Origin of the sequence: Burkholderia sp. Ac-20392 (assembly GCF_017104585.1) — a bacterium.
In the GTDB taxonomy this organism is placed as follows: Bacteria; Pseudomonadota; Gammaproteobacteria; order Burkholderiales; family Burkholderiaceae; genus Burkholderia; species Burkholderia lata.
In genome coordinates this window covers 1-3,858 of record NZ_JAAGPB010000650.1, presented here as the reverse complement: position 1 = coordinate 3,858, position 3,858 = coordinate 1, and the positions used below count along the sequence as shown (strand labels likewise).

Annotated in this window: 3 protein-coding genes and 1 pseudogene; all 4 read left to right on the top strand. The window is 71.1% G+C overall.

All coding sequences use genetic code 11. From position 1 onward, the window contains the following. A pseudogene (locus G3N99_RS36225) lies at positions 1-304 on the top strand (hypothetical protein); the annotation flags it as partial. Between the two features lie 63 nt (positions 305-367). Continuing rightward, positions 368-2,122 (top strand): acyl-CoA synthetase family protein, encoded by a 1,755-nt coding sequence (locus G3N99_RS36220; RefSeq protein ID WP_206124767.1) that lies wholly within the window; start codon positions 368-370, stop codon positions 2,120-2,122. After that, a complete protein-coding gene (locus tag G3N99_RS36215; protein WP_174942343.1) occupies positions 2,119-3,102 on the top strand; it encodes an acyl-CoA synthetase in 984 nt (327 codons plus the stop codon). The genes G3N99_RS36220 and G3N99_RS36215 overlap by 4 nt, the downstream gene beginning before the upstream one ends. After that, entirely contained in the window at positions 3,099-3,755 is a 657-nt protein-coding gene (locus tag G3N99_RS36210) for an outer membrane lipoprotein carrier protein LolA (protein WP_174942341.1), read from the top strand. Before G3N99_RS36215 ends, G3N99_RS36210 begins: the two co-directional genes overlap by 4 nt. The last annotated feature ends 103 nt before the right edge of the window (positions 3,756-3,858 follow it).

Below are 3,858 nucleotides of genomic sequence, written 5' to 3'. Positions count from 1 at the left end.
CTTCGCGACGATGATCCACGGCGCGATCACGCCGGCCGTCGCGCGCTACACGCGGCAGATCACGCTCGCGTGGACGCTGTTCTTCGTCGCGATCGCCGCCGTGTCGACGCTGCTGTTCGCGACCGCGCCGATCGTCACGTGGTCGACCTTCGCGAACTACCTGTCGCTGCCGCTCGTCGCGGTGATGTTCGCCGCCGAGCATGCATGCCGGCGCTTCGCACTGCCGGATGAACCGCGACCGCGCATGGTCGATGCGGTGCGCGCGTATCGCGCGACGACCCACGCCTCGCAGCCGTCACGATGAATTCACGGCCGGCGCGGCGCCGCCATGCGGCGCGCCGGCCTTCGCTCCCGTTTTGACCGATTTATGCCGACTCACCCGCTGGTTTTTCATTCGTCGCCGGACCAGACGATCGCCTGGCGCGACGGCGCGCCCGTCACCGTGCGCGCATTCGTCGCCGACGTCGCGCGCGTGGCCGCCGCGCTGCCCGCCGGCGGCCACGTGTTCAACGTCTGCCGCGACCGCTACCGCTTCGCGGTCAGCCTGTGCGCGGCGCTCGTCGCCGGCAAGATCAGCCTGCTGCCGTCGACGCACACGCCGGAAATGGTCCGCCAGCTCGCATCGTTCGCGCCCGACGCGTTCTGCCTGCACGACGCGCCCGACTGCGCGATCGACCTGCCGCGCTTCGCGTATCCCGATGCCGCCCCCGGCGAGCTCGCGAGCGATGCACCGCTCACCGTCCCGCAGATCGATGCAGCGCGGATCATGGCCTACGTGTTCACGTCCGGCTCGACCGGCGCGCCGGTGCCGCACCGCAAGACCTGGGGCTTCCTGGTCGGCTGCGTGCGCGCGGCGGCCGATCGCCTCGGGCTGCTCGACGGGCGTGCGGCCACGCTGATCGGCACGGTGCCCGCGCAGCACATGTACGGCTTCGAGTCGACGGTGCTGCTCGCGCTGATCGGCGGCCTCGCGTTCAGCAACCGCCAGCCGTTCTACCCGGTCGACATTCGCGACGAACTCGACGCGATCCCGCAACCGCGCGTGCTCGTCACGTCGCCGATCCACCTGCGTGCGCTGCTGGCGGCCGGCCATGCGCTGCCGCCCGCCGCGCTCGTGCTGTCGGCCACCGCGCCGCTGTCGGAAAAGCTCGCGTGCGAAGCCGAGGCCGCGCTCGACGCGCCGCTCGTCGAAATCTACGGCAGCACCGAGACCGGCCAGATCGCCACGCGCCGCACGTCGCAAGGCGCGACCTGGGCGTTGTTCCCCGGCATCCGGCTCGACGCGCGCGACGAACCGGAGAGCGACGACGGCGAGCCGACGATCTGGGTATCGGGCGGGCACGTCGAGGCGCCCGTGCCGATGGGCGATGCGCTCGAACTGCTCGGCGACGGTCGGTTCCTGCTGCACGGCCGCAAGGCCGACCTCGTCAACATCGCCGGCAAGCGCACGTCGCTCGCGTACCTGAACCATCAGCTCAATGCGATTCCGCAGGTGATCGACGGCGTGTTCTTCATGCCCGACGAAACCGCGCCCACACACGCCGATGCGGGCCTCGAGCCGGTCACGCGTCTCGTCGCGCTGGTCGTCGCACCGACGCTCGCGGCAGCCGACCTGCAGCGCGCGCTGCGCGAACGAATCGATCCTGCGTTCATGCCGCGCCCGCTCGTGTTCGTCGACGCGCTGCCGCGCAACGAAACGGGCAAGCTGCCGCGCGACGTGCTCGCCGCGCTCGTTGCGCAACATGCGCGCACTTCAGCGACACCGACGCCCGTACGCGACGCGGCCGGCACACCCGCGCCTGCGCCTGCGCTCGGGTTCACGATCCCCGCCGATCATCCGGCACTGCCCGGCCACTTCCCCGGCCATCCGGTCGTGCCGGGCGTCGTGCTGCTCGATCACGCGATCCAGGCGATCGGCACGGCGCTGAACCGCCCGCTGCACACGTGGCGCCTCAGGTCCGCGAAATTCCTGAGCCCGGTCGCCCCCGGCGAACCGCTCGATCTCGCGTACGACGCCGCAGCCAGCGGCACGATCCGCTTCACGCTGCGCGCCGGGGCGCGCGAAGTCGCGAGCGGCGTGCTGTCCGCGCCGCCGGCCGCGCAGGATGGTGCGCAGCCATGAAGCGCACCGCGTGGGCCGAACGCCAGGAGCGCAGCAATGCGGGCTTGCTGCGCACGATGACGTGGATCTCGCTGCGCTTCGGCCGGCAGCGCGCGCGTGTCGTGCTGCATCTGATCGCAACGTATTTCGTGTTGTTCTCGCCGGTCGCGTGTGCGGCGTCGCGCGACTACCTGCGCCGCGTGCTCGGCCGCCCCGCGCGCTGGCGCGACGTGTACCGGCACGTGTTCACGTTCGCGGCGACGATCCACGACCGCATCTACCTGATGAACGGACGCTTCGACCTGTTCGACATCCGGCTGCACGGCGAAACGCTCGTCGACGACGCGCTCGCCGGCGGACGCGGCGCGTTCCTGATGGGCGCGCACCTCGGCAGCTTCGAGGTCGTGCGCGCGATCGGCCGCACGCACCCGGACCTGCGCGTGGTCGTCACGATGTACGAGAAGAACGCGCGCAAGATCAACGCGACGCTCGCCGCGGTGAATCCCGCCGCGCAGCCGGAAGTGATTCCGCTCGGGCAGGTCGACTCGATGCTGAAGGTACGCGAGCGCCTCGACGCGAACTGCATGGTCGGCATGCTCGCCGACCGCACGCTGCTCGACGACGCGGCCGCGTCGCTGCGGCGGCTGCCGCTGCTCGGCGCGCCGGCCGCGTTCCCGCTCGGGCCGCTCTACATGGCCGCGATGTTGAAGCGGCCGGTGATCTTCATGACGGGCCTCTATCGCGACGGCAACCGCTACGATGTGCACTTCGAGACGCTCGCCGATTTCTCCGACGTGCGGCGCGACGCACGCGCGGCGGCCGTCGACGCGGCGCTCGCGCGCTACGTCGCGCTGCTCGACAAGTACTGCCGCGCGGCACCGTACAACTGGTTCAACTATTTCGATTTCTGGCAAGGCGGCGATGCCGCGACCGTAACCGCACGCAGCGATGCGGCGCGCGCCGGTGCCGGCCTGTCCGCCACGAGGGATTCCGACGCATGACCGCCGTTCGCCGCCGCCTGCCCACGCTCCCGTCCGCGCTGCGTCACGCCGTCCGCACGCTGGCCGTCGCCGTCGCGGCAACCGCCAGCGCGATCGCGCTGGCTGCCGCGCCCGTGCAGGCGGCCGACGCGGTGCCCGCGTGGACGCTCGACCGGCTGATGTCGACGCTCGCGCAGCACAAGTCGGGACGAGCGACGTTCACCGAGACGAAATACCTGTCGATCGCGACGCAGCCGGTCGAATCGTCCGGCGAACTCGTGTTCGTCGCGCCCGACCATCTCGAGAAGCACACGCTGAGCCCGAAGCCGGAACACCTCGTCGTCGACGGCGGCATGCTCACCGTCGAGCGCAACAACCGCAAATACACGCTCGCGCTCGCACGCTATCCGGAACTCGGCGCGTTCATCGACAGCATCCGCGCGACGCTCGCCGGCAACCGCTTCGCGCTCGAGCAGGTGTACAAGGTCGCGCTCGCCGGGCGCGGCGACGACTGGACGCTGACGCTCACGCCGCTCGACTCGCGGATGCTGAAGGTCGTCAGCACGATCACGCTCGACGGCACGCGCGACGTGTTGCGCAGCGTCGCGATCCGGCAGGCCGACGGCGACCGTTCGGTGATGCGCCTGCAACCCGTTCCGGCGAACCCGAACTGATGGACGATCGCACCCGGCCCCCGTCGTCACCGGTCGCGCGCCGCCCGCACGCGCTGCGGCAGCGCGCGGTGCTCGTGTGGCTGCTCGCGCTCATCGCGTGCGA

Excerpts from the sequence above, each read along its gene's own strand:
- G3N99_RS36210 (WP_174942341.1), top strand. The coding sequence starts at position 3,099 with ATGACCGCCGTTCGCCGCCGCCTGCCCACGCTCCCGTCCGCGCTGCGT.
- G3N99_RS36220 (WP_206124767.1), top strand. The coding sequence starts at position 368 with ATGCCGACTCACCCGCTGGTTTTTCATTCGTCGCCGGACCAGACGATC.
- G3N99_RS36215 (WP_174942343.1), top strand. The coding sequence starts at position 2,119 with ATGAAGCGCACCGCGTGGGCCGAACGCCAGGAGCGCAGCAATGCGGGC.